This is a genomic window from Chitiniphilus shinanonensis DSM 23277, from assembly GCF_000374805.1.
Lineage (GTDB): Bacteria > Pseudomonadota > Gammaproteobacteria > Burkholderiales > Chitinibacteraceae > Chitiniphilus > Chitiniphilus shinanonensis.
Map to the genome: position 1 here is coordinate 84,423 of NZ_KB895350.1, position 17,076 is coordinate 101,498.

At 68.1% G+C, this 17,076-nt stretch carries 15 protein-coding genes; 12 read left to right on the plus strand and 3 right to left on the minus strand.

The window, feature by feature from the left end:
• Nucleotides 1–17 precede the first annotated feature (17 nt).
• Together C556_RS0115120 and C556_RS0115125 are read right to left on the minus strand one after the other, a co-directional pair.
• On the minus strand, nt 18–551 hold the full coding sequence (locus tag C556_RS0115120) for a flagellar basal body-associated FliL family protein (RefSeq protein ID WP_018749093.1): 534 nt from the start codon (nt 549–551) through the stop codon (nt 18–20).
• A gap of 240 nt (nt 552–791) precedes the next feature.
• On the minus strand, nt 792–1,856 hold the full coding sequence (locus C556_RS0115125; protein WP_157236204.1) for a flagellar hook-length control protein FliK: 1,065 nt from the start codon (nt 1,854–1,856) through the stop codon (nt 792–794).
• Nucleotides 1,857–2,077: 221 nt separating this feature from the next.
• On the opposite strand from C556_RS0115125, the gene flhB reads away from it, so the two are divergent.
• Both flhB and flhA read left to right on the plus strand, forming a co-directional pair.
• The gene (flhB, locus tag C556_RS0115130; RefSeq protein WP_018749095.1) at nt 2,078–3,217 is read left to right on the plus strand and encodes a flagellar biosynthesis protein FlhB; all 1,140 of its coding nucleotides are present in this window, start codon (nt 2,078–2,080) and stop codon (nt 3,215–3,217) included.
• 224 nt (nt 3,218–3,441) lie between these two features.
• Entirely contained in the window at nt 3,442–5,547 is a 2,106-nt protein-coding gene (gene flhA, locus C556_RS0115135; protein ID WP_018749096.1) for a flagellar biosynthesis protein FlhA, read from the plus strand.
• Nucleotides 5,548–5,641: 94 nt separating this feature from the next.
• On the opposite strand, the gene C556_RS0115140 is transcribed toward flhA, so the two are convergent.
• On the minus strand, nt 5,642–6,295 hold the full coding sequence (locus C556_RS0115140) for a pseudouridine synthase (protein WP_018749097.1): 654 nt from the start codon (nt 6,293–6,295) through the stop codon (nt 5,642–5,644).
• Nucleotides 6,296–6,478: 183 nt separating this feature from the next.
• Between C556_RS0115140 and flhF the strand changes: the two genes are divergently transcribed.
• The 10 genes from flhF to C556_RS24120 form a co-directional block, all read left to right on the plus strand.
• Nucleotides 6,479–7,975 (plus strand): flagellar biosynthesis GTPase FlhF, encoded by a 1,497-nt coding sequence (gene flhF / locus C556_RS0115145; protein WP_018749098.1) that lies wholly within the window; start codon nt 6,479–6,481, stop codon nt 7,973–7,975.
• Between the two features lie 499 nt (nt 7,976–8,474).
• Nucleotides 8,475–9,371, plus strand: coding sequence for a MinD/ParA family ATP-binding protein (locus tag C556_RS20605; protein ID WP_083930619.1), 897 nt, complete (start codon nt 8,475–8,477; stop codon nt 9,369–9,371).
• The gene (locus C556_RS0115155; RefSeq protein WP_018749100.1) at nt 9,368–10,465 is read left to right on the plus strand and encodes an ABC transporter permease; all 1,098 of its coding nucleotides are present in this window, start codon (nt 9,368–9,370) and stop codon (nt 10,463–10,465) included. The genes C556_RS20605 and C556_RS0115155 overlap by 4 nt, the downstream gene beginning before the upstream one ends.
• Complete coding sequence (locus tag C556_RS0115160; protein WP_018749101.1) at nt 10,466–11,263, plus strand: ABC transporter ATP-binding protein; 798 nt, start codon at nt 10,466–10,468, stop codon at nt 11,261–11,263.
• Nucleotides 11,260–12,303: an MlaD family protein gene (locus tag C556_RS20610; protein WP_018749102.1), complete on the plus strand. Its 1,044-nt coding sequence runs from the start codon at nt 11,260–11,262 to the stop codon at nt 12,301–12,303. Before C556_RS0115160 ends, C556_RS20610 begins: the two co-directional genes overlap by 4 nt.
• A complete protein-coding gene (locus C556_RS0115170; RefSeq protein WP_018749103.1) occupies nt 12,300–12,908 on the plus strand; it encodes an ABC-type transport auxiliary lipoprotein family protein in 609 nt (202 codons plus the stop codon). The genes C556_RS20610 and C556_RS0115170 overlap by 4 nt, the downstream gene beginning before the upstream one ends.
• Nucleotides 12,909–12,937: 29 nt before the next feature.
• Complete coding sequence (locus tag C556_RS0115175; RefSeq protein WP_018749104.1) at nt 12,938–13,684, plus strand: RNA polymerase sigma factor FliA; 747 nt, start codon at nt 12,938–12,940, stop codon at nt 13,682–13,684.
• Nucleotides 13,685–13,702: 18 nt separating this feature from the next.
• Nucleotides 13,703–14,443 (plus strand): flagellar motor protein, encoded by a 741-nt coding sequence (locus tag C556_RS0115180; RefSeq protein ID WP_018749105.1) that lies wholly within the window; start codon nt 13,703–13,705, stop codon nt 14,441–14,443.
• A 20-nt stretch (nt 14,444–14,463) separates the two neighbouring features.
• On the plus strand, nt 14,464–15,210 hold the full coding sequence (locus C556_RS21810; RefSeq protein ID WP_018749106.1) for a lysophospholipid acyltransferase family protein: 747 nt from the start codon (nt 14,464–14,466) through the stop codon (nt 15,208–15,210).
• Nucleotides 15,211–15,310: 100 nt separating this feature from the next.
• The coding region (locus C556_RS24120; protein ID WP_018749107.1) for a DNA translocase FtsK at nt 15,311–17,076 on the plus strand (1,766 nt) is incomplete at its 3' end.

The window sequence follows — 17,076 nt, forward strand, 5'->3', positions numbered from 1 at the left end:
TGCCTGTAGTTATCGGCCTACTGCATGATAAATGTAGTGAAATTCACGGACTGCACGCCCTCATCCTTGTCGCTGGCGCCAAGCAGCCGGTTCACGGTGCCCTGGATCTCGGTGGCCAGCTTGTCCGTACCGGCGACAGTGCGCAGGTCGGCAGGGGATTTGGAGCGGATCAACTTGATCACTTCAGCCTGCACGCGCGGCATGATGTTCTTCAGTTGGGTCTGGGTTTCCGCATCGGCCAGTTCCAGCACGACGTCGGTCTGCACCACCGCCTCTTCTTCTTCGCTGTTGACGTTGGCGGTGATGGTCTGCAATTTCTCGAAGACCGGCGGATGCTCGGCATCGGCCTTCTTCTTCTCTTTCTTCTTCGGTGCTTCCTCGACCTGGGCCGCGACATCGCCGCCACTGTCGGCCGGGGAGGAGCGCAACAACAGGTAGCCGACCACGCCGAGCGCCACCAGGACCAGCACCAGCACGATGCCGACTATCGCCACGATCAACAGCGTCTTCTTGCCCTTCGGTGCTGCTTCTACGGCTTTCGCCTCGGCCATGGTCCAACCCTCGTCTGGAATTGAAAACGCCCCGGCGCATCCGGGGCCGTCCTTCGCTTACCGCGCGACGTGGTTATAACCCAAAACTGTAAGCAAAACAATCGCTAAGCAAAACGATTTCAGGTAATTCCTTGAGGATATCGGCAACTTGCATCCCCGGGGGAAAAGCGCTCGGACGGCGACTTTCACCCCCGCCTCCCTGGCATTCGGGCCTCAGCCGGCTCGCAAGCCTGGCAGGGCTCAGGCATACGCACTCAGCCCGGAACGCGCCACCTGCAGCGCCACCCCGTTGAGCACCTGGGTTTCCACCTGGGCCTGGCCTTCGACGCCGTCGTAGCTCACCCGCTCGTCACCCGGAGCACGGCCGTTGCCCGACTGCTGTTGTTGAGCGAACGCCTGCTGCTGGGCCTGCTGGTTCAGCGAGTCGGACGCCACCTTCACATCGACCAGTTGGATACCCTGGTCGGCCAGCAGCGCGGTCAGACGCGGCGTGGCGGCGGCCAGCGCCTCACGCACGCCGGCATGCTGGCTGGCGAACACCACGCTGGCGTTCTCGGCGGATAGCGACAACCGCACTTCCATCGGCCCCAGGTGCGGCGGATTCAGCTGCATCTCGATCTGCTGCTCCTGGCGGCCCAGCATCATCGCCACGCGCTGCGCCACCGCATCGCCCCAGCGGTTGCTGCCGACCGGCTCGGGTACGTAGTGGCTGGGCTTCACCGCGTTCGCGGCCTGGGTCTCGCCATGGCGCTGCGTGGTGGGCGTCGGTGCCTCCAGCGGACGCGCCAGCGTTTCCGGCGCGGTGTCCTGCGGCGCCTCCTCGGCCTCCAGCCCTTCCACCTGCGGCAAGCCCTTGCCGGTCGCGGCAAGATCTGCCTGCGACGTCGCCGTGTCGGCCTTGGTCTCGGTCGCCTGCTGCGGATCGGTCGCCTCGCCCTTGGCGACGGCGCCGGCCAGCCAGGCCTTCATCGCGGTGACCGGATCGGTCTCGCCCTGTGCGGTGGCGACCACCGGCACCTGGATCTGCGCGGCCGCGGTCTGCTCCGGCCCGAATTGCAGCATGGCCAGCCAGGCCTCCGCCGCCTCGCGCCCCGCGCCGCCGCTGTCCTGCGGCATCTCGCCATCGTCCTGGCGCTGGCGACCTTCCACCTTGGCGATGGCCCGGGATACCTTGTCCTGGCCCATCTCCCGGGCCAGCGTATTACCGAAATCGACGTTATCGGCCTTGCCGGCGTTGTTGGCATTGCCGCTGGCGGCCTTGCCGGCATTGGCTTGCGAAAACATCAGTGGCGTGACACTGGACATGATCTGTTCCTCGTTCGGGTGCTGCACCCGCGACCAGGGATAAGCAAATCCAGTGCCAGCCCGCCCACGCCCCCTCCTGCGTACGCGATGATCGGCGGGGTTCGACGCTAGGGCGAATCGGCATTCGAACGTAAGATGCGCGAAGCCGGCCGCGCGCGCCGGCCCCCTGCCCCGAGGTGTCGTCGACGCCGGCGGGCATCGATCAATCCAGGAGACCGGCCGTGGCGGAAGATTCCGGCGAGGACAAAACAGAACCAGCGTCACCGCGAAAACTGGAAGAGGCCCGCAAGAAGGGCCAGATCCCGCGTTCGCACGAGCTGTCGACGTTCTCCATCCTGCTGACCGGCCTGGTGGCGCTGCTGATCATGGGGCCGGACGTATTCAAAGCGCTGGAACAGTTGTTCAACAAGGAACTGCGCTTCGATCACGCCACGGTCAGCAACCCCAAGCTGATGTTGGAGCACTTCATCGCGGCGGCCGGCATCGCGCTGCGCGCCTGCCTGCCGATCTTCGCCGCCTGCGCCGTCGCGGCGCTGGTCACGCCGGTGGCCATCGGCGGGCTGTTGTTCACCTTCGAGACCGTCACCCCCAACTTCACCCGCATGAACCCGATGAACGGGCTGAAGCGGATGTTCTCGATGCGCGCGGTGGTCGAGGCGATCAAGGCCATCCTCAAATCGGGCCTGATCGGCGGCGTGGCGGCCTACGCGCTGTGGAACGAAAAGGAACAGTTCATCCAACTGGTGGTGATGCCGCAGGACGTGGGCTTCAGCTACCTGTGGGGCATGGTCAAGCACACGCTGCTGATGGTGGTCGGCGCCATGGCGGCGATTCCGCTGCTCGACGTGCCCTATCAGCTGTGGGAGTACTACAAGGGCCTGCGCATGACCAAGGAAGAGGTCAAGCGCGAGTACAAGGAATCCGAAGGCGATCCGCACATCAAGGGGCGCATCCGCCAGCTCCAGCGCGAAGCGGCGCGCAAGCGGATGATGGCCAACATCCCCAAGGCCGACGTCATCGTCACCAACCCGACCCACTACGCGGTGGCGTTGCAATACACCGAGAAGATGCGCGCGCCGGTCGTGGTGGCCAAGGGCGCATTCCTGCTGGCCGAGCGCATCATCGAGCTGGGGCGCGAGCACAAGGTGGCGGTGATCCGCACCCCGCCGTTCGCGCGCGCGTTGTATCACCACGCCGAGCTGGGCGAGGAAATCCCCGCCGCGCTCTACACCGCGGCAGCCGAAGTGCTGGCCTACATCTACCAGTTGCAGCACTACCGCAAGCACGGCGGCCTGGAGCCCGCGTTGAGCGAGGAGCTGCCGGTGCCGCCGGAGCTGGACCCGGAAGCGCCCAGGCCTTAGGGTGATTCGACATTCAAACGCGGGATGCGTTGGTTCGTGGGCCGGATGGCTGAGCGACAAAGCAGACGCCGGCCCACGGACCAACCCGCGGGGAAGGACGAATGACGACGCGCCATGGCCGGCCGGCAACCCCGCCGCCCCGACGACGCCACGCCGGGGCATTCCGGTACAATCGCCCGCTACGCGGTGCGCACGGCCGCGCGGAACACCTGAAGAGATGAACGATGTGGCGTAATTTCAACTACACCAAGCTGGCCGGGCCGGTCTTGGTGCTGATGGTGCTCGGCATGATGATCCTGCCGCTGCCGCCGCTCGTGCTCGACCTGTTCTTCACCTTCAACATCGCGCTGTCGGTCGTGGTGCTGATGGTCAGTCTGTATACCCGCGAACCGCTGGAATTCTCCTCCTTCCCCACGGTACTGCTGTTCACCACGCTGCTGCGGCTGTCGCTGAACGTGGCCTCCACCAAGCTGGTGCTGACCAACGGCCACACGGGCGGCGACGCGGCCGGCAAGGTGATCGAGGCCTTCGGCCACGTGCTGATCGGCGCCAACCTCACCGTCGGCGTGGTGGCGTTCATCATCCTCACCATCATCAACTTCGTCGTCATCACCAAGGGCGCCGGCCGGATCGCCGAAGTAAGCGCGCGCTTCGCCCTGGACGCGATGCCCGGCAAGCAGATGGCCATCGACGCCGACCTGAACGCCGGCCTGATCGGCGAAGAGGACGCCCGCAAGCGGCGCGCCGTGGTAGCACAGGAGGCGGACTTCTTCGGCTCGATGGACGGTGCGTCCAAGTTCGTGCGCGGCGACGCGGTCGCCGGCATCCTGATCATGGTGATCAACATCGTCGGCGGCCTGATCGTCGGCATCGTGCAGCACGACCTGGCGTTCGGCGACGCGGCGCGCACCTATACCCTGCTGACCATCGGCGACGGTCTGGTGGCGCAGATCCCCGGCCTGGTGATCTCGGTGGCGGCCGGTATCGTGGTATCGCGCGTCGGCACCGACAACGACGTCTCCGAGCAGATTCTCGACCAGATGTTCTCGCGCCCGCAGGTGCTGTACATCTCGGCCTCGGTGATGGCGATCCTGGGCCTGATCCCGGGCATGCCGCACTTCGCCTTCCTGCTGATCGCCAGCATCGCCGCCGGGCTGGCGTGGTACCTGGAACGCCGGACCCGGACGCAACAACAGAAGCCGACGCCGGGCGCGCCCGGCATGCCGCCGGGGGCCATCCCGCCCGGTGGACTGCCGCCGGGCATGGCGCCACCACCGGGCGAGCAGCCGTTGCAGGAAGTCAGTTGGGCCGACGTGCAGCCGGTCGATCCGGTGGGCCTGGAGGTGGGCTACCGGCTGATCCCGCTGGTCGATCGCAACCAGGACGGCGAACTGCTGCGGCGCATCCGCGGCATCCGCAAGAAGCTGGCGCAGGAGTTGGGTTTCCTGATGCCGGCGGTGCATATCCGCGACAATCTCGAACTCAAGCCCAACCAGTACCGCATCCTGCTCAAGGGGGTGGACGTCGGCGTGGGCGAGGCCTACGCCGGGCAGTGGCTGGCGATCAACCCCGGCAACGCCGCCGGCTCGCTGGCCGGCACCCCGACCACCGATCCCACCTTCGGCCTGCCCGCCACCTGGATCGACGCCAGCCTGCGCGACCAGGCGCAGGCGATGGGCTACACCGTGGTCGACACCTCGACCGTGGTCGGCACCCATATCTCGAACACCCTACAAAGCCACGCCGCCGAACTGCTGGGCCGCGAAGAGGTGCAACAGTTGCTGGAGCACTTCGCCAAGGAATCGCCCAAGCTGGTCGAGGACCTGGTGCCCAAGGTGGTGCCGGTGGGCACCTTGCAGAAGGTGTTGCAGAACCTGCTCGACGAGGGCATGCACATCCGCGACCTGCGCACCATCCTGGAGACGCTGAGCGAGCACCACGGCCGCACCCAGGATGTCGACGAACTGACCGCCGCGGTGCGCGTGGCGCTGGGCCGCGCCATCATCCACCAGCTGTTCCCCGGCGAAAACGAACTGCCGGTGGTGGCGCTGGAGCCGCAGCTGGAACACATCCTGCTCAACGCCGCCAGCGGCAAGACCCCCGGCGGGCTGGAACCCGGCCTGGCCGAGCGCCTGCTGAAGCAGGCGTCGCAACTGACCGAGAACCTGGAATCGCAAGGGCTGAACACCGTGCTGATCACCCCGGCGCAGTTGCGCCCCATGCTCAGCCGCTTCCTGCGCCGCTCCATTCCCGGCCTGCGCGTGATCTCGCACACCGAGATTCCCGACAGCAAGACCATCCGCATCGTTGGCGTCCTCGGCGCCGCCTGAGTGCGGCCAGCCCCTTGGCTGTGGCGCGCGTGGGCGCCGAGCCTCATCGGCCGGACGTCTTGTACTCACCTCCGCGCTTGAAGGTCGATTTGCCCTAGAACGGCGCCGGGCAATGCCAGTGCAGGGCGCGGCCACCGGCCGGATGCGACAGCGCCAGGGTATCGGCGTGCAGCAGCAGGCGGGGCGCCTTGGCCAGCGCGGCCGGCGTAGCGTAGAACGGATCGCCGAGGATGGGGTGGCCGATGGCCTGCAAGTGCACACGCAACTGGTGCGAGCGCCCGGTCACCGGCACCAGGGCCACGCGGGTGGCGTCCAGCGCGGCATCGTAGTCCAGCGCGCAATAGCGGGTCAGCGACGGCTTGCCCAGTTCGACATCCACCTTCTGCCGCGGCCGGTTGGGCCAGTCGGCGATCAATGGCAGCGCCACCTCGCCCTCGCCATCCAGGCACCCGTCGACCAGCGCGACGTAGCGCTTGTCCACCCGCCGCGCCTCGAACGCCATGCTCAGCGCACGCTGCATCGCCGCGCCGCGACCGAACACCATCAGCCCGGAAGTGTCCATGTCCAGGCGGTGCACGATCAGCGCGTCGGGATAGCGCGCCTGCACCCGGGACGTCATCGAATCGGCGTGCGCCGCGCCGCGGCCGGGCACCGACAGCAGGCCGTGTGGTTTATCCACAACGAGCAGGCAATCGTCGACGAAAACCGGAATCAGCCCGAGATCGGGCGGCGGAAGGTATTGGAACACCGGAAAACCTGATGAATGCGGTCAACGAGCGGGCAAAACACCCGGTGCGAACACTTGGCTGCCCGGGCAGCCGTCCTGGCGTGCAACGCCAGAGTCATGGCCGGTTCGCGGCATGCGCACGATAGTTTGTGCAATGCTGACGAGCTGAGGATAATACGCGGGTTTACACGTCAGACTGGACCAATGGTCGTCAAGAAATTCTACGGAGCCACCACACGGGATGCGCTGCGCCAGGTTCGCGACGAACTCGGCCCGGACGCGCTGATCCTGTCCAACCGCCAGATTGCCGGTGGCGGCGTGGAAATCATGGCCGTCGCCGACGCCGACGTCGCCGCCCTCACCAGCATCCCCAGCTCGCCGATCACCGCCACCGTCGGCCCGCGCGCCGCCCAGAACGGCGCCCGGTTGATCCACAGCGCCCAGCAGCCGCGCGTGGAGCCGTCCGCCGCGCCGCTCAACCGCGCGCTGGCGCGCTCCTACGCCATCGCCGACGAAGACCAGGAACCGACGCTGGACGACGTGCCCGCCGAGGACACGCCGCAAGTGGTGCGCAGCAACCGCCCCGCGCGCCAGCCGGCCGCCGCCGCGCCGGCCCCGCAGGCGCCTGCTCCCGCGCCACGCGCCGTGCCGGAGGCCGCGCGCCGGCCGCTGCCCAATTTCAGCTTCGACGATGAAGAAGCCGAGCCGTCGCTGGCATCGGCCCCGGTCAGCGGCGAGGCGATGGAAGACATCGCGCGCGAGATCCGCCTGCTGCGCGGCCTGCTGGAAAGCCAGATCGCCGGCATGGCGTGGGGCGAGCTCTCCAAGCACGCGCCGGAGAAACTCGAAGCGCTGCGCCAGTTGCTGGCCGCCGGCTTCTGCCCGGCGCTGTCGCGCCAGTTGATCGACAAGATGCCCGGCGGGCTGACGCTGGATGCCGGCATGCGCTGGGTGAAGGCCGCGCTGGCGCACAACCTGCCCGCCGTGCGCCAGCAGGACGATCTGATCGAGCGCGGCGGCATCGTCGCCCTGATCGGCCCCACCGGCGTCGGCAAGACCACCACCGTGGCCAAGCTGGCGGCGCGTTGCGCGCTGACCCACGGCCCGCAATCGGTGGCGCTGCTGACCACCGACAGCTACCGGATCGGCGCGCAGGACCAACTGCGCATCTACGGCCGCATCATCGGCATCCCGGTCCACGACGTGAAGGACGACACCGACCTGGAACTGACGCTGGCCGACCTGGCCGACCGTCACCTGGTACTGATCGACACCGTCGGCATGGGCCAGCGCGACCAGCGCATCGTCGAGCAGTTGCGCCTGTTCGACGTGGACGCGGTGCAGACCGTGCTGCTGCTGGCCGCCAACGCCGCGCCCGCCACGCTGGACGACGTGGCGCGCCGCTACAAGAACACGCACCTGACCGGCTGCATCCTCACCAAGCTGGACGAGGCGATGAGCCTGGGCGGCTGCCTGGACGTCGCCATCCGCCACAAGCTGGCGCTGCATTTCGTCACCAACGGCCAGCGCGTGCCCGAGGACCTGCACGTCGCCCGCGTCGACTACCTGGTCGATCGCGCCTTCCGCCACCAGCACGACAGCGGCGTATTCCAGTTGCAGCGCGACGAGTACCCCGTCTACATGGGCAGCCAGGACGCGCCGCTCGACTTCACCCTCAACGTCGGGGGCGTGCGTGGATAGCGTGCGAGCCTTGGTCGCTTGCAATTCCCGGTTGCGCATCAACCGGCATCCCGCCCCCGACCAAGCCGGGCGCTCACCACTTCCTGTTTGCCAGGAGCGGCGCTCCCTGATCGACTCCACTCCCCCCGCGCGCGCCTTGATCACCTGCATATCCCGGTTGCCAATCAACCGGCACCGGGCACCCGGCCAAGCCGGGCGCGCACCGCTTCCTGTTTGCCAGGAGCGGCGCTCCCTGATCGACTCCACTCCCCCCGCGCGCGCCTTGATCACCTGCATATCCCGGCTGCCAATCAACCGGCACCGGACCCCCGGCGAAGCCGGGCGCTCACCACTTCCTGTTTGCCAGGAGCGGCGCTCCCTGATCGACTCCACTCCCCCCGCCCTCGCCGCCGCGAGGGAGCCTCGCTGTGTTCGGGAAGCGGTGTTTACCGATGCGTGCCGATCGCTTGGCTGAACCGCCTCGTCGCGGCGCGGCCCCGCGGTTGATCCGGGGCGGCGCGTGAGCCGAGGCCCCTGGTCCGACCAGGCCGCGGGGTTGCGCAAGCTGGTGGCGCGGCCGGGTTGCCGCAGCGTCGGCTTCAACGGCGGACGCGGCGGCTGCGGCAGCACCACGCTGGCGATCAACCTCGCCGCCGCCCTGGCCGAGCGCCAGCGCAGCGTGATCCTGCTCGACGAATTCGACGGCATGAGCAACGCCGCGCACCGCCTGCGACTGGCGCCGCGCTACCGGCTGGAGCACGCGCTGCGGCGCGAGGTCTCGCTGGCCGACACCCTGATCCCCGCTCCCGCCGGCTTCGGCATCCTGCCAGTGGCCGCGCGCCCGCAACAATTGGCCGCGTTGAACGAGCGCGAGCTGGAATGGCTGGCCGCCGAGTTCGACGCACTGACCGGCGACGCCGACTTCCTGCTGCTCGACACCCGCCCGGCGATGGGCGCCGCGGTGCCCAGCCTGTCGCTGGCCGCCGACGACGTGCTGGTGATCGTCACCAACCGCGCCGAATCGATCACCGACGCCTACGCCACCATCAAGCTGCTCTACACCGAATACGCCCGGCGCGAGTTCCGGGTGCTGGCTAACCGCGTCAAGACGCTGACGGAAGCGGAATTGTTGTACGGCCGGATCCGCGAAGTGGCCCGACAATACCTGGGCAGCGCCGTCAAGATGCGGCTGTGCGGCTACGTGCCCGAGGACGAAAAACTCAAGCGCGCCACCCGGCTGGGCCGGACCGTGCTCGACGCCTTCCCCGACACCGAGGCCAGCCACGCCTTCCGCCAGCTCGCCGACAGCATGCTGCGCTGGAAGCGCCCCAGCCAGGGCGGCGACAGCGCCGGAGGCTTCGTCTACCGCCTGGTGGAATCGAGCCGCATCTTCAGCGACCAACTGGGACAACCATGACCATCGACCGCCCCGCCGGCCTGGACATCGACAGCACCGCGACGCCCGCGCGACTGACCTTGTCGGGGCGGCTGGACGCCGAGCATTGCGCCGCGCTGTGGCCGCGCGCCCGCGCCGCGCTGGCGCAGGGCTCGGTGGTCGATGCCAGCGCCGTCGATTACTGCGACGGCACCGGCGCCGCGCTGCTGTTCGACCTGATCCAGCGCGGCGGCCAGGTGCAAGGGCTGCCCGAGCGCTTCGCGCCGCTGTTGGCGGAACTGGAACCCGAACGTCCGCTGACCGTGCCGCGCCGGCCGACGCCGCCCCGCCTGATCGCGCGGGTGGGCCTGTTCGCGGCCGAGGTCGGGCGCGAAGCGCACGCGGCGATCTCGTTCATCGGCGAAGCCACGGCGGCCGGCTTCGCCGTGTTGCGCCAGCCCGGCCAGCTGCGGCTGGGCGAGACACTGCGCGTCGCCACCAGCGCCGGCGCCGACGCGCTGCCCATCGTGGCGCTGATCGCCTTCCTGCTGGGGGTGATCCTGGCGTTCCAGTCGGCGGTGCCGATGCGCCAGTTCGGCGCCGAGCTGTTCGTCGCCAACCTGGTCGGACTGTCGCTGGTGCGCGAGCTGGCGCCGCTGATGACCGCGGTGCTGCTGGCCGGCCGCACCGGCGCCGCCTTCGCCGCCGAGATCGGCACCATGAAGGTCAACCAGGAGATCGACGCCCTGGTCACCATGGGGCTGGACCCGATGCGCTTCCTGGTGCTGCCGCGCCTGGTCGCGGTGGCGTGCACCGTGCCGCTGCTGACGCTGTTCGCCGAGCTGATCGGCATGTTCGGCGCCGCGCTGGTGCTGATCGGCTTCGGCATCCCGATGGCCACCTCGGCCTCGCAGATCATGGATTTCGTCGACATGAGCGACTACCTGACCGGCCTGTTCAAATCGTTCGTGTTCGGGCTGGGCATCGCCGGCATCGGCTGCATGCGTGGCTTGCAGACCGGCAGCGGCGCGCGCGCGGTCGGCGCCTCGGCCACCAGCGCCGACGTGCGCGCCATCGTGATGCTGGTGGTCGCCGACGGCCTGTTCGCCGTGGCCTTCTACTACCTGGATTGGTAAATGATGGACAGCGCGCCCCTTCCCGACGATCCGGCCGCCGCCGCCGACCCGCTGGTGCGGGTGGAGAACCTGACCTGCGCCTACGGCCGCAACGTGGTGCTGCGCAATGTCAGCTTCGAGGTGCCGCGCGGCGAAGTGCTCACCATCCTGGGCGGCTCGGGCTGCGGCAAATCCACGCTGCTCAAGCACATGATCGGGCTGGAGCAGCCCGCCAAGGGGCGGATCTGGCTGGGCGGGCAGGAACTGACCGCCGCCACCGGCTCGGCGCGGCGCCGCATCCTGGCGTCGTTCGGCGTGGCCTATCAGGCCGGCGCGTTGTTCGGCTCGATGAGCGTGCTGGAGAACGTGATGCTGCCGCTGGCCGAACACAGCGAGCTGGACCCGCCGGCGCGCGAGCTGGTGGCGCGGCTCAAGCTGCGCGAGGTGGGGCTGGAGCAATACGCCGACTACGCAACGGCCGAGTTGTCCGGCGGCATGCAGAAACGCGCCGCCATCGCCCGCGCGCTGGCGCTCGACCCGGCGATCCTGTTCCTGGACGAACCCTCGGCCGGCCTGGACCCGGTGACCTCGGCCGAGCTGGACGCGCTGATCCTGCGGCTGTCGCGTGCCCTGTCGCTGACCTTTATCGTGGTCACCCACGAGCTTGCCAGCATCTTCACCATTGCCGACCGCGCCCTGATGCTGGATAAACAGGAAAAAGGCATTATCGCCGTCGGCAGACCCCAGGATCTGCGCGATCATCACCCCGACCCCCGTGTAACCCGCTTCTTCCGCCGCGGCGAGGAGACCCCGGTTTGAATCGACAAAACGTCCTCTATTTCAGGCTCGGCCTGTTCGTCGTCGTCGGCCTCGTCATCGGCGCGGTGCTGTTCGTCGCCTTCGGCGCCGGCCGCTGGTTCGCCAGCACCGTCATCGTGGAAACCTATTTCGACGAATCGGTGCAGGGCCTGGACATCGGCTCGCCGGTGAAATACCGCGGCGTGGCGCTGGGCTCGGTCAGCCAGATCTCGTTCACGTCGAACAAGTACGACGTGGCGCACGGCGGGCCGCAGTACGTGCTGGTGGAGATGCAGCTCAAACCGCACCGCTTCGGTCGCAACGGCGGCACCACCATCACCCAGCACGAGCTGGACGAACAGATCGCGCGCGGGCTGCGGGTGCGCCTGGCGCCGCAGGGCCTGACCGGCACCAACTACCTGGAGATCGATTACGTCGACCCACGGCAGAATCCGCCGCTGCCGATCTCCTGGCACCCGGATTCGCCGTACATCCCGTCTGCGCACAGCGCGGTGGCCAAGATCATGGATGCGGCGCAGAACCTGATCACCAAGGCCCAGAACCTGGACATCGACGAAACCGTGGACCGGCTGAACCGGCTGCTCGACACCGCCGACAACAAGCTGAAGGGCGTGCCGTTCAAGGAGTTGTCCGAATCGCTGTTGCGCGTCAGCCAGCGCCTGGAAAAAGTGCAGACCGACCAGATCGGCCGCGATGCGCAGGCATTGCTGAGCGAACTGCGCGCCACCAATGCCTCGCTGCGCGACATCGTGTCGGACCCCGCCTGGCGCAGCGCGCCCGGCGACATCTCGGCGGCCGCGCAAAGCGCGCGCGACCTGATGGCCGATCCGGCGCTGCATCGCACGCTCACCCACCTGGAAAGCGTCGCCTCGCGCCTGGATGCCGTGGTCGGCAGCCGCGACACCGAATTGGCCGAAACGCTGGATAACCTGCACGCGATCAGTACCGAGCTGCGCGGGCTGGCGGAAGATGCACGCCGCAATCCGCCCGGACTGCTGTTCGGCTCCCATCCCACCCCTTATCCGCTGCCGCCACGATGACAAGACGCCTGCCCGCCCTGTTCGCCACGCTCTGCCTCGCGCTGTTCCTGGCCGGCTGCGCCAGCAAACCCGAGCCGCAGACGCACTACCGCTTCGACGCGGCCCGCGCCGGCGCCCCGGCGGCGCAGCGCCTGCCGGCCGTGCTGCGCATCGCGCCGTTGCAGGCGGCCGAAGGCTACCGCGACTGGCGCTTCGTCTACCGCGAAAGCGACTACCGCTACGCCGCCGATCCCTACCGCGGCTTCGTCGCGCCGCCCGCCGCGCTGATCGGCGAGCGCAGCGAAGCCTGGCTGGCCGCGAGCGGCCTGTTCCAGCGCGCCTATCTCGGCAATTCGCCCAATGTCGGCGAGTGGGTGCTGCGCGGCCGACTGGAGGCGCTCTACGCCGACCTGCGCCCCGGCGCGCCGCGCCAGGTGGTGCTGGCCCTGCACTACACCCTGCTGCGCGATGGCCAGCCCGCCATCAGCTGGACCAGCACCGGCAGCGCGGCGATCGGCACCGTGGATGGCGATGGCATCGCCGCCGCCGCCGACGCGGCGCTCGTCGCGGCACTCAAGCACCTGGAAAGCATGCTCGCGACGACAGACGTCGCCGTTGTCCGCTAAACTGGATTGCAGTTTTTTTCGGGCACCCCATGCTCTCACCTCGCGCGCTCAACCTTTACAAGCAGACCCAGGCTTCGACCGAAGAAGACCGCGTGGCCGCGCACGCGCCGCTGGTGAAGCGCATCGCCTACCACATGGTGTCGCGCCTGCCGGCCAGCGTGGAGGTCGAAGACCTGATCCAGGTCGGCCTGATGGGCCTGATGGAAGCCGCGCGCAACTTCGACCCCAATGCCGGCGTGCAATTCGAGACCTTCGCGACACAGCGCATCCGGGGGGCCATGCTGGACGAGCTGCGCCACGCCGACTGGATGCCGCGCCAGGTCCGCCGCAACATGCGCGGCATCGAGGCCGCCATCCACCAGCTGGAGCAAACCCTGGGACGCTCGCCGTCCGAAGGCGAAGTGGCCCAGGCGATGAACCTGCCGCTGGAGGAATACCAGCAGATGCTGGGCGACGCGCGCGGCCACCAGCTGCTTTATTACGAGGATTTCGAGGAGGAAGGCGAGAACAGCCGCCTCGATGTCTACGCCGCCGACCACAAGGCCAACCCGCTGGAACAGTTGTCCGACGTGGACTTCCGCAAGACGCTGATCGAGGGCATCGTCGACCTGCCGGAACGCGAACAACTGGTGATGTCGCTGTACTACGAAGAAGAGCTCAACCTGAAGGAAATCGGCGCGGTGCTCGGGGTGTCCGAATCCCGCGTCTGCCAGTTGCACAGCCAGGCCGTCGGCCGGCTGCGCGCACGCCTCCAGGATTGGTTGCCGTCCCGATAACCACAACAACGATCCCGCATGGACAAAATCAGTCTTTTCGGCCTGCTGCTCGGGCTTACCGCGATCGTGCTCGGCCAGGTGCTCGAAGGTGGCCACATCGCCTCGCTGGTGCAGTTCACCGCCTTCCTGATCGTCATCGGCGGCACCACCGGCGCGGTAATGCTGCAAAGCCGCAGCGAGGACTTCGTCGCCGGCATCAGGCTGGTGAAATGGGTATTCGTCCCGCCGCAGCACGACTTCCGCCGCGTGCTGGCCACCCTGGTCAACTGGAGCCAGCAGGCGCGCCGCGGCGGTCTGCTGGCGCTGGAGGCCTACGCCAACAGCGAGAAGGATCCCTTCATCCGGCGCGGGCTGCAGATGCTGGTGGACGGCGCCGAGCCCGACATGATCCGCCGCGCGCTGGAACTGGAAGTGGACGGCTACGAGGAGCGCGCCCGCGCCGCCGCCAGGATCTGGGAATCGGCCGGCGGCTACGCCCCCACCATCGGCATCATCGGTGCGGTGATGGGGCTGATCCACGTGATGGAAAACCTCACCGATCCTTCCAAGCTGGGCGCGGGCATCGCCGTGGCCTTCGTCGCCACCATCTATGGCGTCGGCTCGGCCAACCTGATCTTCCTGCCCATCGGCAACAAGCTGAAGCAGCACATCGGCATGGAAGTGCGCCGCCGGGAGATGCTGCTCGAGGGCCTGTACACCATCGCCAACGGCGAAAACCCGCGCATGCTGGAAAGCAAGCTGGCGGGTTTCCTGCACTGACGCGCCACGCCTGATCCGCCATGCTCTGGCTCGCCGCCCGCCTTCGCAACCTGTGCGCCTGGCTGGACCTCGCGGCCTTCACCGTGGCGATGGCGTTGCTGGCCCGCCTGCCGCTGGCCTGGCTGGCGGGCTGGTATCCCAAGCTGTTCCAGCGCTGGTGTCGCGCCTTCGTGCGGGCGCTGGGCGTCGAGCTGCGCCTTCACCAGCACTACACCGGGCACCTGCCCGAGCGCTACATCCTGATCGCCAACCACCCTTCCGCCTTCGAGGACATCGGCATTCCCGCGCTGTTTCCGGTCACCAACCTGGCCAAGGCCGAGGTGCGCCACTGGTGGATCGTCGGTCGCATTGCCGCCGCCGCCGGCACGCTGTTCGTGCAGCGCGAGGACAAGACCTCGCGCCAGGCCGCGCAGGCGGCGCTGATCGATGCGGTCCGCGCAGGCCACAACGTGGCGATCTACCCGGAGGGCGGCTGCAAGGGCCGTCTGATCTGGGAACGCTTCCTCTACGGCGCCTTCAGCGTCTCGCTGGAAACCGGCGTGCCGATCGTGCCGGTGTTCCTGCACTACGAGGCGCAGGCCGAATTCGCCTGGGGCGACGACGAAACGCTGCCGCAGAAGATCCTGCGCATCAGCCGCAGCCCCAACCGCCACGCGCATTACCACGTGTTCGAACCGCTGCGCCCCAGCGACTTCGCCGACCGCGACCACTACGCCGCGCACGCCCACGCCTGCTTCCTGGCGTGGCAACGACGCTTCCTCGAATAGCCGGCGTCGCGCGAAGCGGCATCGCAGCGTCTGCGGCCACTGCCAGTCGCGGGGTGTGGCTATAATCGGGCATCCCCGACCGCCGCCCCGCCTCGTCCTCATGCCTTTCTTTCGCAAGAAAAACGTCGCCAACGCCTCGGCCCGCGCCGCGCTGCCGCCGCAGATCGCCAATGCGCTGCGCGAATCCTGGTGGTTCCTGCTGGTGGCGGCCGTGCTCTACATGGTGCTGGCGCTGGCGTCCTACCAGCCGAGCGATCCGGGCTGGTCGCACAGCGCCAGCCAGGCCAACGTGCTCAACCGGGGCGGGCTGGTCGGCGCCTGGCTGGCCGACATCCTGCTGTCGCTGTTCGGCATGTCCGCCTGGTGGTGGGTGACGTTCTTCCTGGCCGCCATCTGGTGGGGCTACCGCCGCATCGACCGCGTTTTGGAACACACGCACAAGCCGGTGGTGCTGCTGGCCTGTACCGGCTTCCTGCTGGTAGTGCTGTCGTCGGCCAGCCTGGAGGCGTTGCGCCTGCATTCGCTGCCGATCGACCTGCCGCTGGCGCCGGGCGGCGTGCTCGGCCTGTGGCTGGGCGGCTGGCTGTACCACGCGCTCGGCTTCGCCGGCGCCACGCTGTCGCTGGTGGCGCTATGGGCGGTGGGCATCGCGCTGTTCACCGGCCTGTCGTGGCTCGACACCATGGAAAAGCTGGGCGCGGTGCTGGAATGGCTCTGCACCCGCGCCGTCTACGCCTGGCAGGCGGCGCAGGATCGCCGCATCGGCCGGCAGGCCGCGGTACGCCGCGAGGAAAAGGTCACCGAGGAAAAGAAGCGCCAGGAAGACAAGCCGCCGTTGAAGATCGAGGCCGCGCAACTGGAAGTACCGGTGGCGAGGCAGGCGGAAAAACGCATGGAGAAGGAAAAGAAGGAACAGGAAAAGCAGCAGGCCGCCGCCCAGCGCCAGGCCGCGCAGCCGATGCTGTTCGAGATGGAGGAACTGCCGCCGATCAAGCCGCCCGCCCCGCGTGCCGGCGGCAACGAGCAGTTGCCGGCGCTGTCGTTGCTGGCGCCGCCGCCGGTGGCGCAGGAGACCATCAGCCACGAAACGCTGGAGTTCACCTCGCGCCTGATCGAACGCAAGCTGGCCGACTTCAACGTCGAAGTGAAGGTGATCGCCGCCTATCCGGGCCCGGTGATCACCCGCTACGAGATCGAACCCGCCGTCGGGGTCAAGGGCGCGCAGATCGTCAACCTGATGAAGGACCTGGCGCGCGCCCTGGGGCTGGTGTCGATCCGCGTGGTCGAAACCATCCCCGGCAAGACCTGCATGGGGCTGGAGCTGCCCAACCCGACGCGCCAGACCATCCGCCTGTCGGAGATCCTGTCGTCCGAGCCGTACCACAACATGACGTCCAGGCTGACCATGGCGCTGGGCAAGGACATCACCGGCAAGCCCATCGTCACCGACCTCGCCAAGGCCCCTCACCTGCTGGTCGCCGGCACCACCGGCTCCGGCAAGTCGGTCGGCGTCAACGCCATGATCCTCAGCCTGCTCTACAAGGCCACCCCCGATGAAGTGCGCTTCATCATGGTCGACCCCAAGATGCTGGAACTGTCGGTCTACGACGGCATCCCCCACCTGCTCGCCCCCGTCGTCACCGACATGAAGCTCGCCGCCAACGCGCTCAACTGGTGCGTGGCCGAGATGGAAAAACGCTACCGCCTGATGAGCGCGCTCGGCGTACGCAACCTCGCCGGCTTCAACCAGAAGGTGAAGGAAGCCGAGAAGGCCGGGCAGAAGCTGACCAACCCGTTCACCCTGACCCCGGACGACCCGGAGCCGCTGAGCCACCTGCCCTTCATCGTGGTGGTGGTCGATGAATT

Excerpts from the sequence above, each read along its gene's own strand:
- C556_RS0115175 (WP_018749104.1), top strand. The coding sequence starts at position 12,938 with ATGCTCTCACCTCGCGCGCTCAACCTTTACAAGCAGACCCAGGCTTCG.
- C556_RS0115170 (WP_018749103.1), top strand. The coding sequence starts at position 12,300 with ATGACAAGACGCCTGCCCGCCCTGTTCGCCACGCTCTGCCTCGCGCTG.
- flhA (WP_018749096.1), top strand. The coding sequence starts at position 3,442 with ATGTGGCGTAATTTCAACTACACCAAGCTGGCCGGGCCGGTCTTGGTG.
- C556_RS0115180 (WP_018749105.1), top strand. The coding sequence starts at position 13,703 with ATGGACAAAATCAGTCTTTTCGGCCTGCTGCTCGGGCTTACCGCGATC.
- C556_RS0115120 (WP_018749093.1), bottom strand. The coding sequence starts at position 551 with ATGGCCGAGGCGAAAGCCGTAGAAGCAGCACCGAAGGGCAAGAAGACG.
- C556_RS0115125 (WP_157236204.1), bottom strand. The coding sequence starts at position 1,856 with ATGTCCAGTGTCACGCCACTGATGTTTTCGCAAGCCAATGCCGGCAAG.
- C556_RS21810 (WP_018749106.1), top strand. The coding sequence starts at position 14,464 with ATGCTCTGGCTCGCCGCCCGCCTTCGCAACCTGTGCGCCTGGCTGGAC.
- C556_RS0115155 (WP_018749100.1), top strand. The coding sequence starts at position 9,368 with ATGACCATCGACCGCCCCGCCGGCCTGGACATCGACAGCACCGCGACG.
- flhF (WP_018749098.1), top strand. The coding sequence starts at position 6,479 with ATGGTCGTCAAGAAATTCTACGGAGCCACCACACGGGATGCGCTGCGC.
- C556_RS0115160 (WP_018749101.1), top strand. The coding sequence starts at position 10,466 with ATGATGGACAGCGCGCCCCTTCCCGACGATCCGGCCGCCGCCGCCGAC.